General features: G+C 65.0%; 24 protein-coding genes. 17 read left to right on the forward strand and 7 right to left on the reverse strand.

Going from position 1 to position 24114, the window contains the following annotated elements:
• Nucleotides 1–14: 14 nt before the first annotated feature.
• Nucleotides 15–272: a superoxide dismutase family protein gene (locus ACQY4V_RS05175; RefSeq protein ID WP_428515822.1), complete on the forward strand. Its 258-nt coding sequence runs from the start codon at nucleotides 15–17 to the stop codon at nucleotides 270–272.
• Nucleotides 273–304: 32 nt separating this feature from the next.
• On the opposite strand, the gene ACQY4V_RS05180 is transcribed toward ACQY4V_RS05175, so the two are convergent.
• Nucleotides 305–574: a hypothetical protein gene (locus ACQY4V_RS05180; RefSeq protein ID WP_103761808.1), complete on the reverse strand. Its 270-nt coding sequence runs from the start codon at nucleotides 572–574 to the stop codon at nucleotides 305–307.
• 114 nt (nucleotides 575–688) lie between these two features.
• On the opposite strand from ACQY4V_RS05180, the gene ACQY4V_RS05185 reads away from it, so the two are divergent.
• From ACQY4V_RS05185 to ACQY4V_RS05205, 5 genes are all read left to right on the forward strand, one after another.
• On the forward strand, nucleotides 689–1162 hold the full coding sequence (locus ACQY4V_RS05185) for a hypothetical protein (RefSeq protein WP_428515823.1): 474 nt from the start codon (nucleotides 689–691) through the stop codon (nucleotides 1160–1162).
• An 18-nt stretch (nucleotides 1163–1180) separates the two neighbouring features.
• Nucleotides 1181–2722, forward strand: a complete 1542-nt coding sequence (locus tag ACQY4V_RS05190; RefSeq protein WP_428515824.1) for an AAA family ATPase — start codon at nucleotides 1181–1183, stop codon at nucleotides 2720–2722.
• A 102-nt stretch (nucleotides 2723–2824) separates the two neighbouring features.
• Entirely contained in the window at nucleotides 2825–5635 is a 2811-nt protein-coding gene (locus ACQY4V_RS05195; RefSeq protein ID WP_428515825.1) for a xanthine dehydrogenase family protein molybdopterin-binding subunit, read from the forward strand.
• On the forward strand, nucleotides 5632–6192 hold the full coding sequence (locus ACQY4V_RS05200) for a (2Fe-2S)-binding protein (RefSeq protein ID WP_420423944.1): 561 nt from the start codon (nucleotides 5632–5634) through the stop codon (nucleotides 6190–6192). Before ACQY4V_RS05195 ends, ACQY4V_RS05200 begins: the two co-directional genes overlap by 4 nt.
• A complete protein-coding gene (locus ACQY4V_RS05205; RefSeq protein ID WP_428515826.1) occupies nucleotides 6192–7451 on the forward strand; it encodes a c-type cytochrome in 1260 nt (419 codons plus the stop codon). Before ACQY4V_RS05200 ends, ACQY4V_RS05205 begins: the two co-directional genes overlap by 1 nt.
• 172 nt (nucleotides 7452–7623) lie before the next feature.
• On the opposite strand, the gene ACQY4V_RS05210 is transcribed toward ACQY4V_RS05205, so the two are convergent.
• Nucleotides 7624–8211: a hypothetical protein gene (locus tag ACQY4V_RS05210; protein WP_428515827.1), complete on the reverse strand. Its 588-nt coding sequence runs from the start codon at nucleotides 8209–8211 to the stop codon at nucleotides 7624–7626.
• A 682-nt stretch (nucleotides 8212–8893) separates the two neighbouring features.
• Here ACQY4V_RS05210 and dusA point away from each other — a divergent pair.
• Complete coding sequence (dusA, locus tag ACQY4V_RS05215; protein ID WP_428517168.1) at nucleotides 8894–9844, forward strand: tRNA dihydrouridine(20/20a) synthase DusA; 951 nt, start codon at nucleotides 8894–8896, stop codon at nucleotides 9842–9844.
• On the forward strand, nucleotides 9841–10623 hold the full coding sequence (locus ACQY4V_RS05220) for a hypothetical protein (RefSeq protein WP_428515828.1): 783 nt from the start codon (nucleotides 9841–9843) through the stop codon (nucleotides 10621–10623). Before dusA ends, ACQY4V_RS05220 begins: the two co-directional genes overlap by 4 nt.
• Before the next feature lie 272 nt (nucleotides 10624–10895).
• Here the strand turns inward: ACQY4V_RS05220 and ACQY4V_RS05225 are convergent, their stop codons facing one another.
• From ACQY4V_RS05225 to ccmI, 3 genes are read right to left on the reverse strand one after another with little or no spacing between them, the layout of a single operon-like run.
• Nucleotides 10896–11132, reverse strand: a complete 237-nt coding sequence (locus ACQY4V_RS05225; protein WP_428515829.1) for a DUF1289 domain-containing protein — start codon at nucleotides 11130–11132, stop codon at nucleotides 10896–10898.
• Nucleotides 11129–11605: a Holliday junction resolvase RuvX gene (ruvX, locus tag ACQY4V_RS05230; protein ID WP_428515830.1), complete on the reverse strand. Its 477-nt coding sequence runs from the start codon at nucleotides 11603–11605 to the stop codon at nucleotides 11129–11131. Before ruvX ends, ACQY4V_RS05225 begins: the two co-directional genes overlap by 4 nt.
• On the reverse strand, nucleotides 11602–12840 hold the full coding sequence (gene ccmI / locus ACQY4V_RS05235; protein WP_428515831.1) for a c-type cytochrome biogenesis protein CcmI: 1239 nt from the start codon (nucleotides 12838–12840) through the stop codon (nucleotides 11602–11604). The genes ruvX and ccmI overlap by 4 nt, the downstream gene beginning before the upstream one ends.
• A 237-nt stretch (nucleotides 12841–13077) precedes the next feature.
• On the opposite strand from ccmI, the gene ACQY4V_RS05240 reads away from it, so the two are divergent.
• From ACQY4V_RS05240 to rarD, 8 genes are all read left to right on the forward strand, one after another.
• Nucleotides 13078–14322 carry a sarcosine oxidase subunit beta family protein gene (locus tag ACQY4V_RS05240; RefSeq protein ID WP_420558869.1) on the forward strand — a complete coding sequence of 415 codons (1245 nt, stop codon included), beginning with the start codon at nucleotides 13078–13080 and terminating at the stop codon, nucleotides 14320–14322.
• 64 nt (nucleotides 14323–14386) lie between these two features.
• Nucleotides 14387–14734, forward strand: coding sequence for a hypothetical protein (locus tag ACQY4V_RS05245; protein WP_428515832.1), 348 nt, complete (start codon nucleotides 14387–14389; stop codon nucleotides 14732–14734).
• A 219-nt stretch (nucleotides 14735–14953) separates the two neighbouring features.
• Nucleotides 14954–15187, forward strand: coding sequence for a hypothetical protein (locus tag ACQY4V_RS05250; protein WP_428515833.1), 234 nt, complete (start codon nucleotides 14954–14956; stop codon nucleotides 15185–15187).
• A 129-nt stretch (nucleotides 15188–15316) separates the two neighbouring features.
• Entirely contained in the window at nucleotides 15317–15646 is a 330-nt protein-coding gene (locus tag ACQY4V_RS05255) for a sarcosine oxidase subunit delta (protein WP_428515834.1), read from the forward strand.
• Entirely contained in the window at nucleotides 15643–18669 is a 3027-nt protein-coding gene (locus ACQY4V_RS05260) for a sarcosine oxidase subunit alpha family protein (RefSeq protein WP_428515835.1), read from the forward strand. Before ACQY4V_RS05255 ends, ACQY4V_RS05260 begins: the two co-directional genes overlap by 4 nt.
• The gene (locus tag ACQY4V_RS05265; protein WP_428515836.1) at nucleotides 18662–19231 is read left to right on the forward strand and encodes a sarcosine oxidase subunit gamma; all 570 of its coding nucleotides are present in this window, start codon (nucleotides 18662–18664) and stop codon (nucleotides 19229–19231) included. Before ACQY4V_RS05260 ends, ACQY4V_RS05265 begins: the two co-directional genes overlap by 8 nt.
• 403 nt (nucleotides 19232–19634) lie before the next feature.
• A complete protein-coding gene (locus ACQY4V_RS05270; RefSeq protein ID WP_420558773.1) occupies nucleotides 19635–20234 on the forward strand; it encodes a superoxide dismutase in 600 nt (199 codons plus the stop codon).
• Between the two features lie 159 nt (nucleotides 20235–20393).
• Nucleotides 20394–21290 carry an EamA family transporter RarD gene (gene rarD, locus ACQY4V_RS05275; protein ID WP_428515837.1) on the forward strand — a complete coding sequence of 299 codons (897 nt, stop codon included), beginning with the start codon at nucleotides 20394–20396 and terminating at the stop codon, nucleotides 21288–21290.
• On the opposite strand, the gene ACQY4V_RS05280 is transcribed toward rarD, so the two are convergent.
• On the reverse strand, nucleotides 21251–21802 hold the full coding sequence (locus ACQY4V_RS05280) for a TIGR00730 family Rossman fold protein (RefSeq protein WP_428515838.1): 552 nt from the start codon (nucleotides 21800–21802) through the stop codon (nucleotides 21251–21253). The genes rarD and ACQY4V_RS05280 overlap by 40 nt on opposite strands.
• A gap of 102 nt (nucleotides 21803–21904) precedes the next feature.
• On the opposite strand from ACQY4V_RS05280, the gene ACQY4V_RS05285 reads away from it, so the two are divergent.
• Nucleotides 21905–23749 (forward strand): LysM peptidoglycan-binding domain-containing protein, encoded by a 1845-nt coding sequence (locus tag ACQY4V_RS05285; RefSeq protein WP_428515839.1) that lies wholly within the window; start codon nucleotides 21905–21907, stop codon nucleotides 23747–23749.
• Between the two features lie 112 nt (nucleotides 23750–23861).
• Here the strand turns inward: ACQY4V_RS05285 and ACQY4V_RS05290 are convergent, their stop codons facing one another.
• On the reverse strand, nucleotides 23862–23987 hold the full coding sequence (locus ACQY4V_RS05290; RefSeq protein WP_428515840.1) for an entericidin A/B family lipoprotein: 126 nt from the start codon (nucleotides 23985–23987) through the stop codon (nucleotides 23862–23864).
• Nucleotides 23988–24114 lie beyond the last annotated feature (127 nt).

Below are 24114 nucleotides of genomic sequence, written 5' to 3' on the forward strand. Positions count from 1 at the left end.
CGGATAGCGGCGATATGCCGAACCAGTATGTTTCAGCTGACGGCAAGCTGATCGCGCAGGTTCTGAACACTGCCGTGTCGATCGGCGGCGAGGCCGATGGTTCGGGCCGCGCCATTGTCATCCATGGCGGGGCGGATAACTACGAGAGCCAACCGTCCGGCGACGCCGCTGAACGGACTGTGCGGTCATCGAGTAATGCTTTCGATCCGGTCGGGTCGCGATATGCGGCCCGGCCGGGTATTTTTCGAATTCCGAATGGACCGGCTTTGTAGTTGATTGAACTGCTGGCTTGGCCCGAAGCGCCTCAGACGTCGTCCGACATCGGGGTCTGACCCTGCTTACCCTGTTCTTGTGACAGGATGTTCCGCACCTCCCGCATCAGGGCTTCACGCTTTTCCCTGTTATCCGCGGGATCGGATTCAATCTTGCTCAGCTCGGTCAGGATCGACTTGAGATACTGCTCGCGCGTGCCGGCGGAGTATCCCTCTTCAGCGAGGATGTCGTGAAGTTCCTCCGGGCCGATCCAGTCGCCGTGGCTTGCCTTCAGTCTCGTGATGTCGGGGGTGTCTGACATGGGCCTTTCCTTTCACCCCCAACCTTCCCCGGCGTGGCGATGTTCCATCAACGGGGCGCGGCCCGCGGAATGCGGCCGAGCGGAAACCAGCGCAGTCGAAGGTCGTTTCGTTAGGTGCAGCCGGGAACACTGATTACCTTTATGGACGAAAACCGGGAGAAAGGAAATTCCATGTCCTCGCTCAGAGTCCTGATCCTCGAAAACCAAAGCGTCGTCGCCCTTGACCTGGCATCGATCCTGGAGGCGCGTGGATGCGATCCGGTGATCGTCTGCGAGACGGCCGAACTGGCCGAGCGGAGCATCGACATTGCCGTTCCGGATGCCGGTGTTCTCGACATCGGGCTGGCAGAGCGGGATGCCTCCCTGGCCATCGCCACGCGGCTTGCCGACAATGCCTGTCCGGTTCTGCTGCTTGCAGATGACATGGCGTTGCCGGAGCATCTTTCCGGGACGCGCGGGGCTTGTCATCATATCGAGAAACCTTTCAGCGAAACTTGCTTTCTCAGCGCGTTCGATATGCTGACTGCGCAAAAATCGCAGGGAGGCGTCGAACGACCTTGCGGAGGCGTTTTGAGGCCCCATTCCTGATTGTCGCGGAGCATTGGCATGGCAGAGGACACACAGGACAAGGTGATCGCCTTTCTCGGCCGTCACGAAGGTGACGGCGGAAGTCGGAGCGATCACGTCGAAACGCATGGTGCGCATGTATTCCTGCATGGCGATACGGCCCTGAAAATCAAGAAGGCCGTCCACTACGATTACCTCGATTTCACCGAGCTCGAGACGCGCGAAAGGATGCTGCGCCGCGAACTGGACCTGAACCGGCCGGGCGCGCCTCAGATTTATCGCGATGTCGTGGCGGTGACACGTGACGGCGACCGTCTGGAGCTGGACGGGGAGGGGGCCCCGGTGGAATGGGTGCTGCGGATGTGGCGTTTTCCGAAGGAGAATGAGCTTTCGGCTGTCGCGGCCCGCGGCGAGTTGAGCGATGCCCTGGCGGATGATCTCGGCCGATCCATCGCGGATTACCACGCCGATGCGCCTTTGCGCGAGGGCGACGGCGCCGACCGGATACAAGCGATCATCGAGGAGCTGGAGACCGCGTTCGGGGCCATGCGCGATGAGCTTGGCGTCGGCGAGGCGGATGCGTTCATCACGATGACGAAGGCCGAGTTCGGCCGGGTCGCGGCGCTTTTGCGGGAGCGGGCCGCCGGGGGCCATCTTCGGCGCTGCCACGGCGATTTGCACCTGCACAATCTCGTGCTGATCGACGGCCGGCCGGTTCTTTTCGATGCGCTCGAGTTCGACGAGGAGCTGGGGACCTGCGACGTGCTCTATGACCTGGCCTTTCTGGTCATGGACCTGCTGAACCGGGGCCTCGGCCGGCAGGGGAACATCGTTCTGAATGCGTGGCTGCATGCAAATGAGGGGCAGCAGGATGAGGGGCTGGCCGCGCTTCCTCTCTTTGTGGCGTTGCGCGCCGGTATCCGGGCGATGGTGGCGGTGCAAACCGGTGCCGGTGAGCGAGAGGAGGTTCGGGCACAGGCCCGGGGGTATCTCGAGACGGGCCTGGCCGCGCTGGAGCCTTGCGAGGCACGGCTCGTGGCGATCGGCGGGATGTCCGGATCCGGCAAGTCGACGATCGGCCGGCGCCTGGCGCCGCAGATCGGCCGGATGCCGGGGGCCGTGCACCTGCGGAGCGACCTGGAGCGCAAGTCGCTTGCCGGCGTAGCCCCGGAAGACCGCTTGCCGGAGAGCGCCTATACGGCAGCGGCATCCGATGCCGTGTACGATCGTCTCGCGGCGCGTGCGGCGGCCGTTCTGGCGACCGGGCAGAGCGTCATCCTCGATGCCACCTTCCTGACCCCGGTCGAGAGGAAACACGCACGAGACCTGGCCGCGCAGACAGGGGTGCCGTTCACGGGCATCTGGCTCGACGCGCCGGTCGAGGCATTGACGCGGAGGGTTGATGCAAGGGAAGGCGACGCCTCTGACGCCGACGCTTCCGTGGTGCGTAAGCAGGTGGAAAAGGATACGGGCCCGGTTGACTGGCAGAGGGTAGAGGCCTCGGGCAACAGAGAAAACGTGGCCAAGGCGGTTTGGGAGTGGATCGCCAGTCCGGGCAGGTCGTCTCCCGCCGGTTCCTGAGCCGACTGACCTTCCGATCCTCTTGAACGGCTTCAATAGCCAGTCCTTCAATCAACATGGAACGTGATCGAAAGCCTGTGCGTTGAAGTACTGGAGGCTCTCATGAACCATTTGTCGCGACGGGGATTCCTGAAAGGGGGCGCAACTGCCGTGGCAGTGAGCGTGACCCCGCTTCACCAAGCCTTGGCCGGTCTTCAGACCGAGCGACAGACACAGCCGCCCGGATGGCGTGAAAGCGGCAATGTCCGCTTTCGCCAGGATGGCATTCCCAAGGTGACCGGGGACAAGGTCTTTGCGGTCGATATTCGGGCCAAGGATATGCCCGACTGGCCGGACGAACAGGCCCACGCCTTTCTCATTCGGGTGCCTCGGGCGGATCGGATCTTCGAGGGCGTGATGCTCGACCCGCTTGGCGAAGAGCTGCGCCCTGACGCCGTCGTGACGGCAGAGACACTGCGCAACGATGGCGTCGAGATGGTCGAGCCGGACTTCTACGGGGCGTTCTTTCTCGAAGAGGGAAAAGTGCCGGCCTACCTGGGGCAGCCTGTGGCGCTTTTGGTTTACCACGACTACGCGCGGTTCCGCGCGGCGCGGACAAGGTTCAAGTTCAACGAGGACGCGCTGATCTGGGGCGATGCGGCCGAACCGCCGGCGCGCACGCCCTATGGCGCCACCCGGTACGTCCGGATCGGCGGGGAGGCGCGGGAGGCCGAGGATCGTTTCTCGCCCCTCAGGAACGGCACGATATTCGCAGGGTTCGAAAACGGCGAGGCGGATTGGCCGGACGCAGACAGCGAAGGCGATGTCGGCGGCAAGGCCATGGCCCTGGCCGGGGAGTTGCGGTCTGAGCTGGAAAATCCCCCCGAAGGCTGGAATGTCTACCGGCGCAAGTATCGCTCGCAATATGTCGATCCCGCGGCGCTCGAGCCCGATAACGGCAACGCGTGGTACGATACGGCCACGGGCCGCCTTCACGTTGTGACGGGCACCCAGTCGCCCTGGACCAATGCCGACCACATCGAAAGGATGGTCAGCGCCAGCCGTTTCGATCTGACCGAGCTGCGTTTTCATCCCGGCTATACCGTGGGCTATGGCCAGAAAGAGCACCACGTTCATCCGTATTACGTCGCCATGGCGGCCCTCTACGGCGACGGGCGCCCGGTACGGCTGGCCCTCGACCGGTGGGAGCATTTCCAAAGTGCGCTGAAGCGCCATCCGTTCGACACCGATATTACGCTCGCCGTCGACCGCAAAACGGGCGAGTTTCGCAGTCTGGCCGCCGACCAGCGGGCCGATGGCGGCGGGGTGATGAATTTCAGCCCCTCGGTCGGGCAGGTGTCCGCGACGGCGCTGCAATCCATCTACTATCTTCCGAAAAGCGATCTCGCCGTGCAGGTCGATGCCTCGCGGGCGCCGACCGCCGGCTCGATGCGCGGCTACGGCACGCTGCAAAGCATGGTTGCGATGGAGCTGATGGTCGACGAGGTGGCAGAGGATCTCGGGCGCGACCCGATCGAGCTGCGCCGGATCAACGCCTTCCGCACCGGCAACAAAAACACCCAGGGCGCCATTCCGGGCGGGCACCTGCGGGCCGCCGAAATGCTCGAAGCCGCCGCGGCCGACCCGATCTGGACCGAACGCGCCGAGAAAAAGAAAGCGTTCGAAGCCGAGAACCCGGGCTATCACTATGGTGTCGGCTTCTCCTGCGTGCAGAAAGATTATGGCACCGGGGCAGAGGCCGCTCTCGTGCAGCTCGAGCTCTCGCCAGACGGCCACCTGCATATGCGGCACGTGGCCTCGGAAATCGGCTGCGGTGCGACGACGTCGCAGATGCTGGTGACCGAAGCGCATCTTGGCAAACCGGCCGACACCGTCGATTTCGCCGTCACGGATTGGCCCAGCCTGCCGCTTGAGGCCAACAACGAACCTTACACGATGAGCCAGGACACGCAGGACAGGCTGGCGGAAAACCCCCGCTGGGTGCCGCGCATCACGTCGCCCCGCAGCGCCTCGAACTCTGCCTACTACTTCACCCACGCCACCACGGAAGCGGCGCGGCTGCTTTTCGAACTGGGCCTGTGGAAAGCCGCGCTCAGCTTCTGGCGCGAAGGTATCGGTGGCGGGCAGGCGGGCCCGCTGTACGTGCGCCGGGAAGAGGCGGAATGGCGCGACGGGCATCTGGTGGCCGGCGGGTTGAATCCGCTTCCGCTTGAAGACTTGGCGCGCCGCGCCCACGAGCGGGGTTACATCACCGGCGTCACGGTGCACACGTTCAATCGCTGGGCCTGGGCCCGGGCGGAATTCGAGGTCGAAGGCGAGCGGTTCGAGGCTCCGATCGACGCGCTGTCCGTCCGCTGGGGCGAGGGGGCCGATCCCGGGAAGCGGGCGGACATGACCGATGGGGGCTATGCCTTCCAACCGCGCCAGCGTGTCGAATACCCGCCCACGCAGCGCAACAATGCCGCCGTCACCTACTATGCCCCCTGCGCGACGCTGGTAGAGCTTTCGGTCAATCCCGGCTCGGGAGAGATCAAGGTGCTCAACCACCGGTCCTGGCTGGAGTGCGGCCGGCAAATCGTGCCCGAGCTGGTCTCGGGGCAGATACAGGGCGGCATCGCCATGGGCATCGGCCACGCGCTCTATGAAGAGATGCCGCCGTATGAAGACGGCCCCGGAAACGGCACTTGGAACTTCAGCCGCTACCGTCTGCCCCGCGCCGAGGATGTCGCGGTCTGGGCGCAAAGCGCCACGGTGCTCGAGCCCCTGTCGCCCACCGACCCGCCGAAAGGCATTGCGGAGGTGGTGATGATCCCGGTGGTGGCCGCGATCGGCAACGCCGTGCATCATGCCATCGGCCACAGGTTCGACCGCACGCCGATCACGCCCGAAAGGATTAAGGAGGCCACGGCATGAGCGCCATGATGACCGTTTCCATGACGATCAACGGCACCGAGACCGAGCCGGTGGAGGTGCCCGAAGACCTGATGCTTCTGGAGTTCCTGCAGGAATACCTCAACCTGACCGGCACGCGCTATGGCTGCGGGCAGGGGGTCTGCCGCGCCTGCGCCGTCATCCATGACGGCCCACGGGGCGCACGGGTGGTGCCGGCCTGTGTCACCGGTGTGGCTTGGGCCGACGGACGCGCCTTCCGGACTGTCGAAGGGCATGCCGAGCATGATGCGGACGGCAATGTCACCGCGGTGACACCGGTCCAGCAGGCGTTTCTCGACCACTTCTCCTTCCAGTGCTCCTATTGCACGCCCGGCTTCGTCGCCGCCGCGCAGGCCCTGGTCGAGCGGCTGGAAGTCGATCCGGTGCCGGCGGAAGACGTCGAGGGCGTCGTGCTGGAGGCGCTGAACGAAAATATCTGCCGCTGCACCGGCTATGTCCGCTACCTCGAGGCGACACGGGACGTGATCCTGGCGACACCCGGCCTGACGATCGGCGACGGCCGGGCGGAGGGAAGCTGATGCGCACCCTGTTTCGCGTCCTGGCCGGGCTCGTTCTGCTTGGCGTCATCGTTGCCGTGGTCATCTTTTTCGGGTTCACCGGGGCGGGGCCCGTGCCGCCGGCCAGCCGCGATCTCGAGGCGCTGGATGAAGAGGCAAGGGCCGAGATGGTCTCACTGGGCGAATACGTCGCCAAGGCCGGCGATTGCGCCGCCTGCCACGAGAGCGAGGATGGGCTGGCGCTTGCCGGGGGCACGCCGATGGAAACGCCGATGGGCACGGTCTACGGCACCAACATCACCCCGTCAGAGACCCACGGTATCGGTGACTATTCACCCGACGATCTCTATCGAGCGATGGTCTACGGTATCGCGCCCGGCGGTCGGCGCCTCTATCCCGCCATGCCCTACACCTCCTACCATGCCGTCTCTCGCGAGGATATCGACGCCCTCTACGTCTATCTCATGTCGCAGGGCCCGGTGGAGAAGCCGAACCGCGATGCCGACATGGCCTTTCCGTTCAACATTCGACCTCTGATCGCCTTCTGGAACCTGATCTATCGGCCTGACCCGCCAGAGGAGCCGGGCCCCGGATTGTCGGGTGGGGACAGGCTGGCCGACACCGGACGCGGGGCATATCTGGTCGATGTGCTGGGCCATTGCGGCGAATGCCATACGCCCCGCAACTTCGCCTTTGCCAAGACGGGCGAGCATCTGGGCGGCACTGTGATCGAAGGCGCCGTCGCCCCCGATATCACGCCGCAGGGGCTGGCCGGCCGGGGCTGGACCGAGGCGGACCTGTCGCAGTTCCTCTCGACCGGTTTGTCGCCGCAGGGCGTGATGACGTTCCGCATGTTTCCGGTGCTCAGCCATTCAACCAAGTACCTGCCCGAGCGCGATATCGAGGCGGTCTCGGCCTACCTGGCGCAAGACATGCCGGAGCCGTCCGAGCCGCCCTCCGATCCCGACGCCATCGACGCGCACCCCGAGGGGCACCGGCTGTATGTCGGGCTTTGCGCCGGCTGCCATGGTACCAACGGGAGCGGCCAGCCCTCCGGCTCTGTCCCGATGGTGGGCAATACTACGTTGATGCTGGACAATCCGCTGAACCTGCAGCGTGTGATCCGAGAAGGCATTCCGGCCCGGCAGTTGAGCGGACATCTCAGGATGCAGGAAATGCCCGCGTTTGACGCCACCTTGGCGGAGGCGGAATTGGAAGACCTGAGTGGCTATCTGCGAGCCCGGTGGGGTGTGGACGCGATCGCAATGCAAGATCAATAGGTATGAGGGGCTTAGCTGCGAACGCGAACGCAGAGGGTTCGGCGCGGTGGCGTCGGCAGATGCTTGCCGGCGCGTCCGGATGAAAATCTCGATAGGCCGGGAAACACATGATGACTGTTCCCTTCGATATTGCAGCGATATGGGCGTACCTGCTTGCGTTCACCGTTTTCTCCTACGTGGCGCTTGGCGGTTTGGATTTTGGGATAAGCCGATGTGTGACGTTGAGGTCGCTCCATCGAAGACGGCAGATTTCGCCGAGGCGGCGACAGGAGAATATGGCAATCACACTTATTACAACGACCGGAATCTTTTGCCTCTTGTTTGCGAGCACCGCGTCAAATATCAGGTCAAGCTCGTCGAGCGTGGGACGCCGTTCACGTGCTTCGGACCGTGCCAGGATTTCGTCATGCCACAAGACTTTCATTGCGCGAACGACGACGCCATAGGGCACGTCTTCGTCGCGTTCAGCTGCCCACTTCAGCGATGAAGCAAGCATCGTCATATAGGTCGCCGCTGTTTGCGGCATCATCTCCAACTTGAGCAGATCCTCTGCGACGTCTTGGAACCATTTCAGGTCTATCGCTGATGCAGGGATCTGACAGCGTTCGTGATTGATCAGAAAATTGAGATTTTGCGTCGCAGTCTTATCGACGCTTCGTCCCTTGTCCTTCCTCTTCTGAATCAGATCGCATACTCGGGGGCCTGTTTCCGGATCGTCGTTTTGCCTGGGAGCGAGCAGGCCGAGTTGTATCTGGGCCAAGGTGTCATCTCTCCACTTCTTGGCGTCCTCAAGGCTTGAGAATGTCTTGCTTACATTGATTGGTCCCTCGTCGGTTCTACGACGAATTTGCCCGCAGTATCTCGGTAGACCATCCTTTGGAGTGCGAGCCGAAATGAAGGGCTCGGTCGAACAGTCTCCTGCCGCAGGCAGGCGATACTCCTTTTTCGAAGTCTGAGCACGTTGTTTGTGATCCGGATTTCGCTCCGCACTCTTTTTGCTTTTGCTGGACCCGTCAGCAGATCGCGCTCGTGTGGGCCCTCCTACGTGTGCGGGAAAGGGAGAGCCCGCTGCGCGTTCACGGGAGATTTGCTTGAGAAAATTTGTCGAGCTAACTTGGGTAGTATGAGACATTACTGTCCCCTCTCTTGCTGAACATCGAGGATTTGGTGTCGTACCGATCGGGTCGAAAATCGGCCGAGCTAGGTAATTTGAGACGGTTCCGAAATCGGCCCGACAGTTCGTACTTGGTGGGGCTCTGGTTCGGACGTGACGCGGGCGGCGTATGTTGCTACCCGGTAGCAAGTGATCTTGGAATATCCAGGGAAACGGAGGAAAACCTCCGGGAATCAATTCAAATCCCTGCCAGTGTCTGCAAGTTGAGGTTTTGTCTAAATATATGAAAAAAAATGTAAAATACGCATCCCGGCTTGCCGTGGCACCCATGATGGACTGGACCGATCGTCATTGCCGGTTCCTGCATCGCCAACTGTCGCGGAACGCCTTGCTGTACACCGAGATGGTGACCGCGCCGGCATTGGTGCGAGGTGGGGCGCTGCACCTGCTGGACCATGCCGCGGAGGAGCATCCGGTCGCGCTGCAACTGGGCGGATCGGAGCCCGACGAACTGGCGCAGGCGGCGGCGCTGGGGGCCGGGGCGGGGTATGACGAGATCAACCTCAACGTCGGATGCCCCAGCGACCGGGTGCAGTCGGGGACCTTCGGTGCGGTGCTGATGAAGCAACCGGATCTCGTGGCCGAATGCTGCGCGGCGATGATCGGGGCGGTGGACACCGAGGTGACGGTGAAATGCCGGATCGGGGTGGATGACCAGGATGTCGAGACGGTGTTGCCGGACTTCCTCGAGCGGGTCAGCGCGGTGGGTGTCCGACGGTTCACCATCCATGCGCGCAAGGCGTGGTTGCAAGGGCTGAGCCCCAAGGAAAACAGGGACATACCGCCATTGGACTACGCTCTTGTGGCGCGCATGAAAGAGCGGTTTCCACGCCTTCACATCTCGCTCAACGGCGGGGTGGAGACGCTGGACGAGGCGGTGGGTCACCTGGAGGCCGGGTTCGACGGCGTGATGCTGGGGCGGGCGGCTTACCATCGGCCGGCGGAGATCCTGGGGGCGGCGGATCGGCGTGTCTTCGGCGGCAAGGGTCCGGACCGGACGGGCGAGGACGCGGTGCATGCCATGCTGCCATACATCGAAAATCATTTGATTTCAGGCGGTAAGCTGCACCAGGTGACGCGGCATATGCTGGGGTTGTTCGCCGGTCAGCCGGGCGCGCGGGCGTGGCGGCGGGTGTTGTCGGAAGGCGCGACGAAACCGGGGGCCGGAACGGCGCTGGTGGAGGAGGCGCTGGCGCAGGTGACGGGGGTTGCCGCGTGAAGGATTTCCTGGAGAAAGGCTGGGCGCGGTTCGCGTTCGATCCGGCTGTGTCCGCCTGGGCCGAGGCGGCGTTTTCTGTTGCGAAAGAGAGGGTTAAGGCACCGGAAGAGCAGCGCTGGATGTATTGCGAAGGCACCTGGTTCGTGGGGGTCGATACGCTGCCCAACGCACCCGATGGCGCGGTGGGCCAGTCCGGGCCGCTGACGGGAGAGGCGTGGGCGGCGATGTCGGCGCTCTATCGCCGCCTGCCGTTGCACCGGGGGCAGGTGTCAGTGATGTATCCCGGATACCCCAGGCCGAAGGACGGCGAGGGGGACGCGGCGTTCGGGTACAGGCTGCGGCGGGATGCGGCGCATGTGGATGGATTGCTTTTGGAGGGGCCGGACAGGCGGCGGTTCCTGAAGGAGCGGCATGCCTATATCCTGGGGCTTCCTTTGACCGAATGCGGTGACGGGGCCAGCCCGTTAAGTGTCTGGGAAGGCAGCCATAAAGTGATGCGCGCGGCCTTTGCCGAGGCCTTGCAAGGCGTGCCGCCCGAGGCCTGGGACAGGGTCGACCTGACGGATATCTACAAGGCCGCGCGTCGCGAGGTTTTCGACACCTGCGAGAGGGTTCTGCTGCCGGCGAAACCGGGGGAGGCCTATGTCGTGCACCGGCTGGCCTTGCATGGCGTGGCCCCGTGGGAGGACGGCGCGGAGGCGCCGGACGAGGGGCGTATGATCGTCTATTTCAGGCCCGAATGGACGATCCTGGGGGATCAGTGGCTGACCGCGCCGTAAGGGACGCGACTCAAAGGTTAATTCGGGACGAGAGGGCGAAATCGGCACGTCGGTATCGCGTCGGTATTCAAGTGGTATTGCGACAGTGCGCGTTTCGCCATTTTCCGGGATGAAAGGACCGCGCGAAGTGTTTGTCCCGGTGCAATCGTCCGCGCATTATCCTGACAGGTCGCGGGTGTCGTAGCGCTTCAGCGAGCGGAATTTTGCAAAGTTCCGGGCCGAAAAATTGCAATTTTTCGGTGCGCCGAGGGAGACCGTTTGTGCGGGCGGTTTCAGCCGCGCTTCAGTCGGGCAGCGCGGCCGCCGCGGCGCTTCGTCAGGGTGGCGGCGCGGTCGGGCAGGTCGGCCATGATCTCGCGGCGTTCCCCGGGCGTCATTTTGGACCAGCGGCCGATCTCGTCGATGGTGCGATAGCAGCCCGTGCAGATCCGCGCCTCGGGGTGCACGACGCAGATGCGCACGCAGGGGCTTTCGATCTCGTTGCGGTTCCAGACGGGGCTGTCGTTCATGTCTCGGCTTTCAGGTGGCGGATTCGGTCCAGCGCTCCTTGCAGGATATACGCCGCCGCGACGGCATCGATCACCTCTGCGCGACGCTTTCGGGTCAAATCGGCCTCGATCAGTGCTCTTTCTGCCGCAACGGTGGAGAGGCGCTCGTCCCAGAAGCCGATGGGCAGATCGGTGCGCGCGGCAAGGTTGCGCGCGAAGGCGCGGGTGGATTGACAGCGCGGGCCTTCGGAGCCGTCCATATTGCGGGGCAGGCCGAGGATGATCCCGGCGGCGGTGCGGTTGGCGGCGATGGCCAGCAGGCGGTCGGCATCCGCGGTGAACTTGGTGCGCTTGATGGTCTCGACCGGGTTGGCCGACGACAGAAGCGCGTCGGAAGACGCGACGCCGATGGTCTTGGTCCCGAGATCGAGGCCCAGCAGCGCGCGGAAGCCGGGCAGGGCGGCGGCGAATTCGGCGAAATCCTCGACGATCATTCGGAGTAACCGGCCTGCTTGGCGGCGTTGGTGATGGTGTCGATCACGGTGGGGTCGTCGAAACGGTCCTGCGCGCGGGCGATGAGATCGCGCACGGCGTCGAAATCGCCCAGGACGGCGTAGGCGTTCGACAGGCGCACCCATTCGTCCGGCGTGCCGCCGGTCTCGTCGATGCGGGTGGCGAGGCGGTCGACCATACCGCGGATCATGGTAGTGCGATCCTCGGGTGTCATGTCCCCGGCGGCGTCGATGTCGCCCTGCGAGGGGCCGGGGGCGGCGTTCTGCGCGGGCGGCTCGTAGCGGTTGACGCCGGCGCGCCAGGCCAGTTCCTCGATCCGGGGGCGGATGAGGGCGGTCCAGGGGGCGTCGGCGGTGCTTTCACGCAAAAGGCTGTCCCAGGTGCGGAAGGCAATGTCGGGACGGTCGACCTGGATCATATAGAGACCCATGTAGTAGCGCGCGCGGGGTTCCTTTGGGTCGCGGGCGAGGGCGGCGCGGATGGCCTCGGCGGCCTCTTCCGAGACATAGCCGCCGGCGGCGGAGACCATCATGTCCGAAAGCTCGGCATAGTCGGCGGCGGTGGCGGCGTTGCCCTTGAGCTCGATCACGCGGGTCTTGGCCTTGGCGGCGGCGGAGAGATTGCCGAGCGCGGCCTCGTTCCGGGCGAGCAGGATGTAGCCCTGGAGTTCGTCCGGGCGGCTCTCGACGGCCTCGCGCAGGCGGTCCATGAGTTCGAGATATTGCGGGTCGGCCTCGCCCATGTCCGGGGTGACGGGCTGGGACGCGTTGAAGCGCGCCTCGGCCTCGGCCTGGGGCAGGCGGTTGGCGCGGGCCGCGTCGGAGGCGGCCAGGCGGGCGGTACGGGGCAGGTCGGTGTAGCCGGGCGTGCCCATCTGCGTGTAGAGCCAGCCAGCCCCGCCCACGAGGCCAAGAAGGGCGAGGGCGGCGAAGAGCTTGCCCCCCAGCGCGGGCTGGGCGCCGGCCGTGCCCGTGGCCTGAAGCTGGGCGTCGGCGGCGAGGATGCGGCGGGAGACTTCCGAGCGGGTGCGCTCCGCGTCCTCGGGGGTGATGACGCCGCGGGCGAGGTCGCGGTCAACCTCCTTCAGCTGGTCGCGGTAGACCCGGAGGTCGTAGGCGGCAGGCGGCGCGTCGCCGACGCGGCCACGGATCAGCACCAGCCCGAGGATGGCGGCGCAGGCGAGGCCCAAGGCGATGGCGAGCACCCAGAATGTCATATGATCTCCTTGTCTTCGGGGGTGATTTAACGATTGGGCGGGCAAACCGAAAGAGGCAAGTGGTCGCCCGTGGTGTCGCAGGGGCGGATCGTCGGCGGCGTGTCGCAAATCACGCCATTCGTGCCGCATGAGGTGTCGGCGATACGCCCTGTCTGATACATACGGGAGCAATGACGAGGGCCGGGGGCGAATCCCCCCGGGCCCGACACTGTGCAAGCCATGAGCGAGACCCGCCTGATGAAACGTTATTCCGCCTTTGCCGTCGCGAAAGAAGCGCTGAAATATCACATGGGATGGGAGCGGGCCTGGGCCTCGCCGGAGCCCAAGAAGAAATACGACGCGATCATCATCGGCGCGGGCGGGCACGGGTTGGCGACGGCCTATTACCTGGGCAAGAACCACGGGATCCGGAACGTGGCGATCCTGGAAAAGGGCTGGCTGGGCGGTGGCAACACCGGGCGGAACACGACGATCATCCGGTCGAACTATCTGCAGGATGCGTCGGCGGCGATGTATGAGAAATCGCGCAGTCTGTACGAGACGCTGAGCCAGGATTTGAACTACAACATCATGTTCAGCCCGCGCGGCGTGATCATGCTGGCGCAGACCCAGCACGAGGTGCGCGGGTATGAGCGGACGGCCCATGCCAACGCGTTGCAGGGCGTGAAGACCGAGTTCATCAGCCCCAGCCGCGTCAAGGAGCTGTGCCCGATCATCAACCTGGAGGGTCCGCGATACCCGGTGCTGGGCGGGCTGTGGCAGGCGCGCGGCGGGACCGCGCGGCACGACGCGGTGGCCTGGGGCTATGCTCGGGCGTGCTCGGCCATGGGGATGGATGTGATCCAGAAATGCGAAGTGACGGGCATTCGCAGCGAGGGTGGCAAGGTCACGGGTGTGAGCACCAACCGGGGCGATATCGCCTGTGACAAGCTTGGGATCGTGGTGGCGGGGCATTCCGGGCATTTGGCGGACATGGCGGGCTTCCGCCTGCCGATCGAGAGCGTGGCGTTGCAGGCGCTGGTGAGCGAGCCGATCAAGCCCTGCATGGACGTGGTGGTGATGGCCAACACGGTGCACGGCTACATGAGCCAGTCGGACAAGGGCGAGATGGTGATTGGCGGCGGCGCGGACGGGTACAACAACTATACCCAGCGGGGCAGTTTCCATCACATCGAGGAGACGGTGCGCGCATTGATCGAGACCTTCCCGATGATTTCGCGGCTGAAGATGCTGCGGCAGTGGGGCGGGATCGTGGACATGACCGGCGACCGCTCGCCCATCCTGTCGAAGACGCCGGTCGACAATGTGTTCATCAACTGCGGCTGGGGCACGGGCGGGTTCAAGGCGATCCCGGGCAGCGGCTGGGGCTTTGCCGAGCTGATGGCGAAGGGCTATTCGCCGCTGACGGCCGAGTTCGGGCTGGAGCGGTTCTACGAGGGCCGGTTCATCGACGAAAGCGTTGCCGCGGGGGTCGCGCACTGATGGGGAACCGCCTTGGCATATCGGGCGTTGAAGTGTCGGAATCCAGAAGCAACGGAGAACCGACATGTCCGATCACAACAACAATAACCACACTCCGCCGCCACAGCATTCCGGCGGTGGCGGAGGCGGCGCAACGATGGCTTTCATCGTCGGCGGGCTGGTCGTCGCAGTGGGCGTCATTGCCTGGGTCATGTTCGGTGACAGCGGCGGCGGCGGCGATGACCTCATCGGCGGCTCGGAGCCGTCGGACGTCAATGTCTCTGTCGAGACGTCCGATGACGCGGCCGATGACGTCGCCGATGCTGCCGAAGACACGGCCGACGCTGTCGAGGGTGCTGCCGAGGACGTCGAAGGGGCTGCCCAGGACGTCGAGGACGCGGCTGACAACGTCGAAGGCGAAACTCAGCAATAACTCATACGGGGCCGCATTCGGCCTCGCGCCTGCAACATGGCAGAACGCAGGGGCGTGTGACGCCCCTGTGTCGCCGCGTGCACACGTGGCGGAAAGCGGCCCACGCACTCGGGCCGAAGTTGCGGGAACCGGCCCAAACCCTGCGCGGGGTTTTGCCGGTTCTTCCGGGCGTGCCCCGAGGGGCGCATTGTCGAACTTCCACCATGAGGAGTTCGAGAGATGTCTGACCAAGAACAATGGCAGCAAAGGCGTGGCTACGGCATGCCTGTCCATGACGCGGGCAGTGCGGGCCTCTTCTGGGTCCTCGTCGTCGTCGTCGCCTTGGGGGCGCTGGTCTTTGCCGGATCGCTGGGCAACGGCACCGCGCCGGACCTGTCCGACGTACCGGAAGGCTTCATCGTGCCGGACGAGCCCGCGGACGGTGTGGCAAGCACGGCTGCTGTCGAAGAATAACACGCCCCGCTTCGCCGGAGGTGATCGCAACGTTATGGGCGGGTGCCAATCGGCGCCCGCCTTTGTCGTGCCTGGGGCACGCAGAACCAAAGCCGTGCCCGGTGCAGGCAACATGGAAAGGTGGATGGCATGCTGATCCTGGAATGTCCCTATTGCGGGGTGAAGGGCGAGGAAACCGAGTTCGCGGGCGGCGGCGAGGCGCATCTGAAGCGTTTCGGCCCCGGTGCCAGCGACGATGATTTCCACGCTTACCTCTTCAAGCGCGAGAACCCCAAGGGCGTGCACCTGGAACGCTGGCGGCATACCAACGGCTGCGGCAAGTGGTTTCACGCCGCGCGCAACACGGTGACGCTGGAGGTCTACGGGACCTATTCGGCGCAGACCACCGAGCCGCCGAAGGACATCAAGGACAAGATCTCGGCGAAGGTGCCGGGCTGGAGCTGGAGAGAGTTTTCATGAGCACGCGTCTGGCGAATGGCGGGCGTCTTGTTAACAAGGCGCACGCGATGGAATTCACCTTCAACGGCAAGCGGTTGAAGGGGTACGAGGGCGACACGCTGGCGTCGGCCTTGCTGGCCAATGACCAGATGCTGGTGGGCCGGTCGTTCAAGTATCACCGCCCGCGCGGGATCGTGGCGTCGGGCGGGGAAGAGCCCAACGGACTGGTCAACATGGGCCGGGGCGAGTCGTTCGAGCCGAACCAGCGGGTGACGACGACCGAGCTTTTCGACGGGCTGGAGGCGACGAGCCAGAATCATTGGCCAAGCCTGGAGTTCGACGTGGGCGCGATCAACGCCAAGTTCTCGCGGTTCCTGCCCGCCGGGTTCTACTACAAGATGTTCATCCATCCGCGCCCTTTGTGGAAGCACGTCTATGAGCCGTTCATCCGGCAGTCGGCGGGTCTGGGCAAGGCACCCAAGGACAAGGACGGCGACAAGTACGAGCATCTTTACGCGTTCTACGACGTGGTGGTGATCGGCGGCGGTGTCGCGGGGCTGATGGCGGCCCGCGCGGCGGGCGCTGCGGGCGCCAAGGTGCTGCTGATGGAGCAGACCGCCGCCTGGGGCGGACGTACGCCAGTGGATGGTCCGCTTTACAATGCGACTGTCAATGACGGGCCTGTGGATAAGTTCGTGGATGAACTGGTCGCCGAACTGGGCGAAATGTCCAATGTCGACATGCGGCTGCGTATGATGGGGGCCGGCGTTTACGACCACGGCTACCTTCTGGGCTATGAGCGGGTGAACGATCACACGCCGAAAGCCAAGGGCCCGCGGCACCGTTTGTGGCGGATTCGTGCAGCCCAGATCGTGACCGCGACAGGCGCGATCGAGCGGCCTCTGAGCTTTGCCGGGAACGATGTGCCGGGCGTGATGCTGGCCTCGGCGGTGCGCGATTACGTCGTAAATTATGGGGTTTCCGTCGGGGACCGTACGGTTGTGGTGACCAACAACGACGACGCCTACCTGACAGCGCTGGCGCTGAAGGCGGCGGGCCTTGATGTGCCTGCAATCATTGACGCGCGGGCGGCGGGCGCGGGCGTGCTGGCCGAGAAGGCCAAGGCGGCGGGCATCCGCGTGGAGACCGGCAAGGGCATCGCGAAGGTCAAGGGCGGCAAGCGCGTGACGGGTGTGGGTATCTGTGCACAAGCCGGCGAAGGCTCGGCCCTGGAAGAGATCGCGTGCGACGCGGTGGCGATGTCCGGCGGCTGGTCCCCGGTGGTGCATTTGTGGTCGCATTGCGGCGGTAAATTGCTGTGGGACGAGACGCAGGCGATGTTCCGGCCCGACCCGGACAAGGCCCCCACGGGGGCGGCGGGCGAGGCCTATGTTTCGACCGCCGGGACGGCCAGCGGCGAACTGGACCTGGGTGCTGTTCTGGCCGATGCCGAGGAGGCCGGCCGTGCGGCGGCCAAGGCCGTGGGCAAGACGCCGAAGAAGGCGCAGAAGCCCGAGGCGGCGGAGCTGAAGACCAACGTCATTCAGCCGATCTGGATGATGCCGCAGGGTGCCAACGTGAAGCTGCGGATGAAGTCGTGGCTGGATTACCAGAACGACGTGAAGGTCAGCGACGTGCAGCTGGCGGCGCGCGAAGGCTATGAAAGCGTCGAGCACGCCAAGCGCTATACCACGCTGGGCATGGCGACAGATCAGGGCAAGCTGAGCAATATCAACGGGCTGGCGATCCTGTCGGACGCTTTGAACCAGCCCATTCCGCAGACCGGGACGACCACGTTCCGGCCGCCCTATACACCGATTTCCATGGCGTCGATCGCGGGCGAGGCGCGGGGCGAGATCTTCCAGCCGCTGCGCAAGACGCCGATGCATGACTGGCACGAGGCGAACGGCGCCTATTGGGAGCCGGTGGGTCACTGGCGGCGTCCCTATACGTTCCGTCAGAACCCGGGCGAGGAGATTTCGGCCGCCGTCAAGCGCGAGATCAACCAGACGCGCGGGAGCCTGGGCCTCCTGGATGCGTCGACGTTGGGCAAGCTGATCGTGAAGGGGCCGGATGCGGGGAAATTCCTCGACATGCTCTACACCAACATGATGAGCACGCTGAAGCCGGGGCGCTGCCGCTATGGGCTGATGTGTAACGAGAACGGGTTCCTGATGGATGACGGCGTGGTGGCGCGGCTGGATGACGACACCTTCCTGTGCCACACCACCACGGGCGGCGCGGACAGCATCCATGCGCATATGGAAGAGTGGCTGCAGACCGAGTGGTGGGACTGGAAAGTCTATGTCGCCAACGTGACCGAGCAATACGCGCAGATCGGGGTTGTCGGGCCGAATGCCCGCAAGACGCTGGAGAAACTGACCGATGCGGACCTGAGCGCCGAGGCGCTGCCGTTCATGGCGTGGCAAGACATCGACTTTGGCGAGGTGAAGGCGCGGGTGTTCCGGATTTCGTTCTCGGGCGAGTTGAGCTACGAGATCGCCGTGCCGGCGAGCCAGGGCCGGGCGTTCTGGGATCAGCTCCTGGAGGCTGGCAAGGAGTTCGGCGTGATGCCCTATGGCACCGAAGGGCTGCACGTGATGCGGGCCGAGAAGGGGTTCATCATGATCGGGGACGAGACGGATGGCACTGTCATTCCGCAGGACCTGGGGATGGACTGGGCCATCTCGAAGAAGAAGGACGACTATATCGGCAAGCGGGCGCAACAGCGCAGCCATATGGCCGACCCCGAGCGGTGGCAGCTGGTGGGCTTGAAGACGGTCGACGGATCGGTCCTGCCCGATGGCGCCTATTGCGTAGCCGAGGGCGACAATGCCAACGGGCAGCGCAACACGCAGGGGCGGGTGACCTCGACCTATTATTCGCCGACGTTGGATCGCGGGATTGCCATGGGTCTGGTCAAGCATGGCGCGGACCGGATGGACGAGGTGATCGAGTTTGCCAAGGTCGACGGCACCACGGTGCCCACCAGGATCGTCAGCGCGGTCTTTCACGACCCTGAAGGGGAGAAGCAGAATGTCTAAGGCTGTCAGTGCGTTGCAAGGCGCGGTTTACCAAGGCTACGTCGAGGTCCGCGAGATGGGCCTTCAGGGCATGATCACGCTGCGCGGGGATCTGTCCTCGGCCAAAATGAAGAAAGCCGTGAAGGACGCGTGTGGCGTGGACCTGCCCGGTCAGCGCGAGATCGCGGTCGCGGGGGACAAGGGGGCGGCGTGGATGTCGCCGGACGAGCTGTTGCTGATGGTGCCTTACGAGGGCGTCGCGGATGCGCTGGCGGCGTTGGAAAAGGCGTTGTCAGGCGAGCACTTCCTGGTCGTGAACGTGTCGGACGCGCGGGCCGTGTTCCAGCTGAAGGGCGCGGCGGCGCGCGAGATCATCGCCAAGCTGTGCCCGGTGGACATGGCGCCGGGGGCGTTCGAGCCGGGGATGATCCGGCGGACGCGCATGGCGCAGATCGCGGCGGCTTTCTGGATGGTGGATGCCGAGACGATCCGAGTGGTGTGCTTCCGCTCGGTGGCGGAATACGCGTTCAACCTGTTGAAGGACGCGGCCGAGCCGGGGGGCGAGACGGGGCTTTTTGCGTAAGCGTTCGCAGCATTCGGGTTGGATGAGGTGGGTTGTAACCCACCCTACGAGGTCCCGGGGCAGGCCCGGGACGGGAAAGCTTAATCGCGCGGAATCAAGGGCCTTCAGGCCCGCCGCGCGATCGTCCGCTGACCGAAAGGCGATTGCAAGCAATCACTGAAAGGGGGGCCGCCCGGACGGGCTGGCGATTGGGTGCCGTTGGCGCTTCGATCCGAAGTCTTGCGGCAGTTGGTGAAATAAAGTCCAATGAAAATCCGTTGGGTCGCCATCCCGCGGCTCTTGCATGCCCTGCGCCCATGCACAGCCCGCCCGCAGCGCAGGAACAAAACATCAGCCTTGACGTTGATCCCTTAACGCTACCATGTAGTCGCGAAATATCACCTCAAAGAAAAGGGGGCCCGAAATGGCTTTTGAACTTCCCGACCTTCCTTACGCACATGACGCGCTTGCCGGCAAAGGCATGTCGAAGGAGACGCTGGAATACCACCACGACATCCACCACAACGCCTATGTCACCAACGGCAACAAGGCGATCGAGGGGACCGAGTGGGACGGCAAGTCCCTGGAGGAGATTATCAAGGGCACCTACGATCCCAACGCCGTGGCCCAGTCGGGCATCTTCAACAACATCAGCCAGCTGTGGAACCACAACCAGTTCTGGGAGATGATGACCCCCGAAGACAGCAAGATGCCGGGTGAGCTGGAGAAGGCGATCAACGACAGCTTTGGCTCGGTCGACAAGTTCAAGGACGAGTTCAAGGCCGCCGGCGGCGGTCAGTTCGGCTCGGGCTGGGCGTGGCTGGTCAAGGACACCGATGGCAGCCTTAAGGTCACCAAGACCGAGAACGGCGTGAACCCGGTGTGCTTCAACCAGACGGCGCTGCTGGGCTGCGACGTGTGGGAGCATTCCTACTACATCGACTTCCGCAACAAGCGGCCGGATTACCTGTCGAACTTCCTCGACAAGCTTGTGAACTGGGAAAACGTCGCAAGCCGCATGTAATTGCGTGTGTCGCTCTCCCAGTCACCTACGCGCAATGCGTTGCATTGCACTTAGTAAACTGGGAGAACGTCGCAAGCCGCATGTAAGTGCCTGCGACAGCTCACTGATTTTCAGCCCCCGGCCGATTGGCCGGGGGTTTTCTTGTCGGAGCCATCCCGCATGACCGAAACCGCCAAGGGCGTCGCCGCCATAATCCTGGCCTGTACCGTCTGGGGGCTTTCGGGCCTGTTCTACAAGCTGCTGGCCGGGTTGCCGGTGCTGGACGTGCTGGCGCATCGCACGATCTGGGGGGCGGTTTTCTTCTTGTTGATCCTGAGCGTGCAGGGCCGGGTGGCGGTGCCGTTCCTGGCCGTGCGCGCGGGGCGCACGCTGCGGGTCCTGGCGGCGGCGTCGGTGCTGATCGGGTTCAACTGGATGCTGTTCGTCTGGGCCATCAAGTCGGACCAGGCGCTGGAGGCCTCGTTGGGCTATTACATCTTTCCGCTGGTTGTGGTGCTGTTCGGGCTGATGTTCTTTGGCGAACGGCTGGGCCGGGGCGAGACGCTGGCGGTGCTGCTGGCGGCGCTGGCGGTGATCGTGCTGACCGCGGGGCTGGGCGTGGCGCCGTGGATCGCGCTGGGGATCGCGCTGAGCTTCGGGGCCTACGGCGCGGTGAAGAAGCGGCTGGACATGGGGCCGGTCGTGTCGGTCGCGGCGGAGTCGCTGTTGCTGGTCGGCCCGGCACTGGCCTGGCTGGCGTGGTCGTCGGCGCAGGGCGGGCCGGTGATGGGCGGGTCATGGCCGCTGGCGCTGACCCTGATGCTGGCCGGGCCGATGACGGCGACGCCGCTGATCCTGTTCAGCTATGGCGCGCGGCGGATCGACCTGGCGAGTGTCGGCGTGCTGTCCTACCTCAACCCCAGCCTGCAATTCGCCGTGGCGGTCGTGATCTTTGCGGAGCCCTTCACGGGCTGGCACATGATCGCCTTTGCCATGATCTGGGGCGCGCTAGCGCTCTATAGCGTGGCGCGCTGGCGTTACCGGCCCGTGGCGCCGAGGCCGTCCATCAGGTCCTGAACGGTATCGACGATCTGGGTGTAGTCGCGCAGGGAGGCGTCGGCGAAGCCTTCATCGATGACATGGTCGATCAACTGGATGAGCTTTGTCCAGTAGCCTTCGGTATTCAAGAGAAAAACCGGCTTCTCGTGCAGGCCGATCTGGCGCCAGGTCAGGACCTCGAAATACTCGTCGAGGGACCCCGCGCCGCCCGGCAGGACCACAACCGCGTCGCAGTTCATGAACATGACTTTCTTGCGCTCGTGCATGGTCTCGGTGACGATGTAGCGGGTGAGGTCGGTCTTGCCGACTTCCCATTTCACGAGGTGGTCGGGGATGACGCCGAAGGTCTCGCCCTCCGCGGCCTGGGCCGCGCGCGCCACGGCGCCCATCAGGCCCACGTCGCCGGCGCCGTAGACCAGCCGCATGTCGTGCTCGGCGAGGGCCGTGCCAAGCGCTGTCGCCGCGGCCTCGTAGGCCGGGTTGCGCCCCTTGCGTGAGCCACAAAAGACACAGACGGAACGCTTGGGCATGAAAATCACCAATGGCTGATGGGGCTTCTTTTGACCGTTCTAGCCGGTGTTGCTAAACTCCTGCAACCGCAGAGCTGTCCTGCGGCTCGGGGGACGAAAACCATGAGCAAACTGTCTGGCCTGACCGGAGGATACGGCACCGCGATCGCGGCGGCGGTCGGGACGCTGGTTGTGGTGATCGGCCTTTTCGCCGGGGGGGTGTTCGACCGGGAGGTGGACGCGCCGGAGACGGGCGCCTCCCGAGAGAGCGGTGCAGCGCCCGAGGCCGGGACGGGGGAGACGGGGGCGGCGGAGACCGGGGAGGGCATGGCCCCCGACGCCGGGAGCGGGGCGGCGACCGACACGGCCGAGACCGAGGCGGCGGAGACGCCGGATGCCGAGACCGCCGACACTGCGCCCGGGACGCCGGCGCCGCCGAAGGTCAGCACCTTTCGGCTGGATCCCGATGGCCGGATGCTGGTGGCCGGGCGGGCCGAGCCGGGCTGGGAAACCGCGATCCGGCTGGACCGGGACGTGCTGCGCAGTTTCGTGCCCGAGGGCGATGGCCAGTTCGTGGAGTTCGTGACTGTCGACCCGAGCGCCGAGCCGCGGGTTCTGTCGCTGAGCATGACCTCGCCCGAGACCGGCGAAGACATTGAAAGCCAAGGAGAAATCATCATCGCGCCGCTGCGCGCGCCGGCCCCGCCGGACGTGGCCGAGGGGGACGTGGCAGAGGCCGCGCCGGGGGATACGGTTGCTGCGCTGGAGACCGCCGGGACGAGCGAAGCGGAGAGCGTGACGCCTGACGACGCGGTGCGGCAATCGGGCGATGGCGATCGGTCCGTGACGCAGGCGGCGGAGGCGGTCGAGGTGATTGCGTCCGAGGAAACGGCCGCGGAGCCCGCAGCGGAGGAGGCTGCTGGCGGGTTCGAGACGGCCGCGCTGTCGGATACGGCAGAACCGGCGCAGGAGGATCAACAGGGTGCGCCGGAGAGCCAGACCGAAGGCTCGGACGTGGCGCGGACGGCAGCGTCCGAGCAGGTTGAAGGCGGCGGGTCTGACGGAGGGACCGAGAGCGTCGGGGCCGCCGATGAGGGCGCCGAGGCGGATGAGGCGGGCACGCGGCAGGCCGCCGCGCGGGATGCAGGGGACGACGCCGCTGCGCGTGAGGACGCCGCCGGGCCGTCCGTCGCGGGGACCGGACGCGATGATGGGGCGTCAGCTCAGAGCGACACAGAACAGGCCGCCACGGGAGGTGGAGGCGACGACGCGGAGACCGTCCGGGAGACAGGCGAGGCCGCTACGGGGCAGGGGGCGGACACCGCGAGCGGCGGCAAGAGTGCCGACAGTGCGACGCCCGGGGGTGTGGGCGGCGGGACGGGCGATGACACGACCGATCAGCCCGATCCTGCGCCGGGGGCCGCGGTGCTGATGTCGGACGCGGATGGCGTGCGGGTGATCCAGCCCGCGCCGGGCGATGCCAGCCCCGAGGTGATGGCGGTGGTGGCGCTGGATGCGATCAGCTATTCCGACACCGGCGCGGTGGAACTGTCGGGGCGGGGCGCCAGCGACGGGTTCGTGCGGGTCTACCTGGACAACACGCCGGTCACGACCTCGCGCATTGCCACCGATGGCAGCTGGCAATCGGACCTGCCGGAGGTGGATACCGGCGTCTATACCCTGCGGATCGACGAGGTGGATGCCGATGGCAATGTCACCAGCCGGGTCGAGACCCCGTTCAAGCGTGAGGACGAGGCGCTGTTGGCCGAGGCCACGCAGGCGGGCAAGCTGGTGCAGGCGGTGACGGTGCAGCCGGGATACACGCTGTGGGGGATTTCACGGCGCAATTACGGCGAGGGAATCGAGTATGTGCGGATCTTCGAGGCCAATCGCGACCGCATCCGCGACCCCGACCTGATTTACCCTGGCCAGGTCTTTACCATTCCCGACCAGGTGGCGGTGGAATAGGCCCGCAAAAGGAAAACCCCGACGCGGTGTGCGCGCCGGGGCCTTGCAACTTTCCTTACGGACGTCGTGACGAAGTTTGGATCGGGGGCCACGACGCCGCGTAAAAGAGGGCTCAATCGTTTTCTTCAGCCTCTTCCTCGATGTTGTCACCGAGATTGGACAGGTCGCGCCCGAACCCTTCGGTCGTCTCGCACGCGGCGAGGGCGAAAAGGGCGATGAGTGCTGCGATGAAACGCATGTTTTTTCTCCATTTAAACGGGCACGTTGCCTGCCGTTGGCGATGGAACGCGGCGGGGCGAGTTTGGTTCCACCGCGATTGCAGAAACTGCGACACAAGTGTGCGGCGGCGCGTCTGGCCTTGGGCG

It is taken from the genome of Roseovarius sp. (assembly GCF_965277045.1).
In the GTDB taxonomy this organism is placed as follows: domain Bacteria; phylum Pseudomonadota; class Alphaproteobacteria; order Rhodobacterales; family Rhodobacteraceae; genus Roseovarius.

Excerpts from the sequence above, each read along its gene's own strand:
- ACQY4V_RS05270 (WP_420558773.1), top strand. The coding sequence starts at position 19,635 with ATGGCTTTTGAACTTCCCGACCTTCCTTACGCACATGACGCGCTTGCC.
- ACQY4V_RS05265 (WP_428515836.1), top strand. The coding sequence starts at position 18,662 with ATGTCTAAGGCTGTCAGTGCGTTGCAAGGCGCGGTTTACCAAGGCTAC.
- ACQY4V_RS05290 (WP_428515840.1), bottom strand. The coding sequence starts at position 23,987 with ATGCGTTTCATCGCAGCACTCATCGCCCTTTTCGCCCTCGCCGCGTGC.
- ACQY4V_RS05240 (WP_420558869.1), top strand. The coding sequence starts at position 13,078 with ATGAAACGTTATTCCGCCTTTGCCGTCGCGAAAGAAGCGCTGAAATAT.
- ACQY4V_RS05180 (WP_103761808.1), bottom strand. The coding sequence starts at position 574 with ATGTCAGACACCCCCGACATCACGAGACTGAAGGCAAGCCACGGCGAC.
- ruvX (WP_428515830.1), bottom strand. The coding sequence starts at position 11,605 with ATGATCGTCGAGGATTTCGCCGAATTCGCCGCCGCCCTGCCCGGCTTC.
- ACQY4V_RS05190 (WP_428515824.1), top strand. The coding sequence starts at position 1,181 with ATGGCAGAGGACACACAGGACAAGGTGATCGCCTTTCTCGGCCGTCAC.
- dusA (WP_428517168.1), top strand. The coding sequence starts at position 8,894 with ATGATGGACTGGACCGATCGTCATTGCCGGTTCCTGCATCGCCAACTG.
- ACQY4V_RS05245 (WP_428515832.1), top strand. The coding sequence starts at position 14,387 with ATGTCCGATCACAACAACAATAACCACACTCCGCCGCCACAGCATTCC.
- ACQY4V_RS05260 (WP_428515835.1), top strand. The coding sequence starts at position 15,643 with ATGAGCACGCGTCTGGCGAATGGCGGGCGTCTTGTTAACAAGGCGCAC.
- ACQY4V_RS05280 (WP_428515838.1), bottom strand. The coding sequence starts at position 21,802 with ATGCCCAAGCGTTCCGTCTGTGTCTTTTGTGGCTCACGCAAGGGGCGC.
- ACQY4V_RS05195 (WP_428515825.1), top strand. The coding sequence starts at position 2,825 with ATGAACCATTTGTCGCGACGGGGATTCCTGAAAGGGGGCGCAACTGCC.
- ACQY4V_RS05250 (WP_428515833.1), top strand. The coding sequence starts at position 14,954 with ATGTCTGACCAAGAACAATGGCAGCAAAGGCGTGGCTACGGCATGCCT.
- ACQY4V_RS05255 (WP_428515834.1), top strand. The coding sequence starts at position 15,317 with ATGCTGATCCTGGAATGTCCCTATTGCGGGGTGAAGGGCGAGGAAACC.
- ACQY4V_RS05225 (WP_428515829.1), bottom strand. The coding sequence starts at position 11,132 with ATGAACGACAGCCCCGTCTGGAACCGCAACGAGATCGAAAGCCCCTGC.
- ACQY4V_RS05205 (WP_428515826.1), top strand. The coding sequence starts at position 6,192 with ATGCGCACCCTGTTTCGCGTCCTGGCCGGGCTCGTTCTGCTTGGCGTC.
- rarD (WP_428515837.1), top strand. The coding sequence starts at position 20,394 with ATGACCGAAACCGCCAAGGGCGTCGCCGCCATAATCCTGGCCTGTACC.
- ccmI (WP_428515831.1), bottom strand. The coding sequence starts at position 12,840 with ATGACATTCTGGGTGCTCGCCATCGCCTTGGGCCTCGCCTGCGCCGCC.
- ACQY4V_RS05200 (WP_420423944.1), top strand. The coding sequence starts at position 5,632 with ATGAGCGCCATGATGACCGTTTCCATGACGATCAACGGCACCGAGACC.
- ACQY4V_RS05175 (WP_428515822.1), top strand. The coding sequence starts at position 15 with ATGCCGAACCAGTATGTTTCAGCTGACGGCAAGCTGATCGCGCAGGTT.
- ACQY4V_RS05285 (WP_428515839.1), top strand. The coding sequence starts at position 21,905 with ATGAGCAAACTGTCTGGCCTGACCGGAGGATACGGCACCGCGATCGCG.